General features: G+C 61.6%; 1 protein-coding gene and 1 pseudogene. Both read right to left on the reverse strand.

The window, feature by feature from the left end; genetic code table 11:
* Nucleotides 1–296: 296 nt before the first annotated feature.
* Complete coding sequence (locus G3I74_RS00125) at nt 297–1,358, reverse strand: DDE-type integrase/transposase/recombinase (protein WP_239056487.1); 1,062 nt, start codon at nt 1,356–1,358, stop codon at nt 297–299.
* Nucleotides 1,355–1,668: pseudogene (locus tag G3I74_RS00130) on the reverse strand (hypothetical protein); the annotation flags it as partial. The gene G3I74_RS00125 and the pseudogene G3I74_RS00130, both read right to left, overlap by 4 nt.

The raw sequence follows: 1,668 nt of genomic DNA on the forward strand, positions 1-1,668 counted from the left end.
TTGGAATCAGACATGTTTCCACTCCGTTAGCGCCCTGAATGTTACAGATAAAACCGATCAGGAACTGTTGGACTGGATGTTGACACACAGGGCCCCGGCTGAGAGGGCGCCGACACTGCCGCTGCCCGCATGTAGACAGATCCGGCGCTCGGCGCCTACATTGCGCCTACACATGAAAACAGCATCAAGCCGCCGCAGTGGTGAAAGCCGCATAACATGCAATTATTTTAAGAGCTTAGGTGGTGGCCAGGCGCGGCGGAACGTGTCAACCTTTTTCCAACAGATCGGCGCATTTTCTATGTAACAACCTCGGGTAGCTCGAGACTGACCGGGGTTGGTACGGTTTTGAAGCTTTCCGGGTCAGCCAGGACCTGCTCAGCCGGCTGTCCATCGTCGGGATTGATGCAAACCCGTTCAGGTGGGCGCTTGACGATGGGTGGTCCATTGACGTAGCGCTCGGGATGGTCAGCATAGTGCCGGTCCATCGCCGCCTGGCGGACTTTCCGGACCGTCTCGACCTGACCGGTATAGACATCGTCGGGCGTGAACAGGGCCAGCCCCTCGTGCGGCCGCCGGTTATAGGCCGGGAAGAAGACCTGGCACCATTGCCCGGCATACTCCTCATCCCGGAACCGGCCCGGGTAGCTGGGCCAGTACTTGGTGGTTTTGAACTGACTCTCGCTGAAGGCGTTGTCGTTACTGACCCGGGGTCGAGAGAAGCTCTGCTCCACGCCCATGCCCGACAAGAGCTCAGCGAAGCTGTGGGCGATCATCGGTGAACCGCGGTCCTGATGGACGATCAGGCCTTGACTGTCGATCTGGCGACGCGTGAGGACCTCGCTGAACAGATGGCGGGCCAGACCGGCATTCTCCTTGCGCGACACCATCCAGCCGACCACGTAGCGACTGAACAGATCCAGGATGACGTAGAGGTTCAGGTAAAGCCCTCGGGTCAGGGTCGGCAGCTTGGTGATATCCCAGGTCACGATCTGGTTGGGTGCCGTGGCCTCCAGCTGCGGCTTGACATGGTGCTGGGCCGGGCGCTGGTTGCGCCGCTCGCGGCACTCTTTACGCACTCGCAGGCGCCGGTACATGGTCGCGACCGAGGCGACGACCTCGCCCTCGCTGAGCAGCGTGGCATAGACCTGGCGGGGTGCGGCATCCTGGAAGCGCTCAGAGTGCAAGTGATCGAGCAGCGCCTGATCTTCGGCTGGACTCAAGCCACGTCCCAGTGCAGGCTCGGGCTTGCGCTGATAGCGCCGACGAGGATCCGGGTAGCACCAATGGCGCGGGATCGCCAGGGCCCGGCAGGCCGCCACCTTGGAAACGCCCTTTGGCAGTGACTGCAAGGCGCTCATGATTTCGGCTCGTTGTTGTCGGTTTCGAACAGGTGAAGGACTTTTTTTTGCAGGCTCACCAGTTGCTCAGCCACGTAGGCCCGTTTCTCCAGACGGGCATTGGCTTTCTTCAGGCGCTCGATCTCCTTGTCGCGTGGATCGGCAGACTTGCGACCGGGCTTGCGGGCGGCCAGACCGGCCTCGCCGTGCTCGGCCAACTCCTTGCGCCAGTTCGACAGCTGACCGGCATACAGACCCTTGCGCCGCAGCCAGGCGCCTTTGTCGCCGTGGTCCAGGGCATCAACTTCGGCCAGCAAGCGCTTCTTCTCGG

Origin of the sequence: Wenzhouxiangella limi (assembly GCF_010499265.1) — a bacterium.
Taxonomy (GTDB): domain Bacteria; phylum Pseudomonadota; class Gammaproteobacteria; order Xanthomonadales; family Wenzhouxiangellaceae; genus Wenzhouxiangella; species Wenzhouxiangella limi.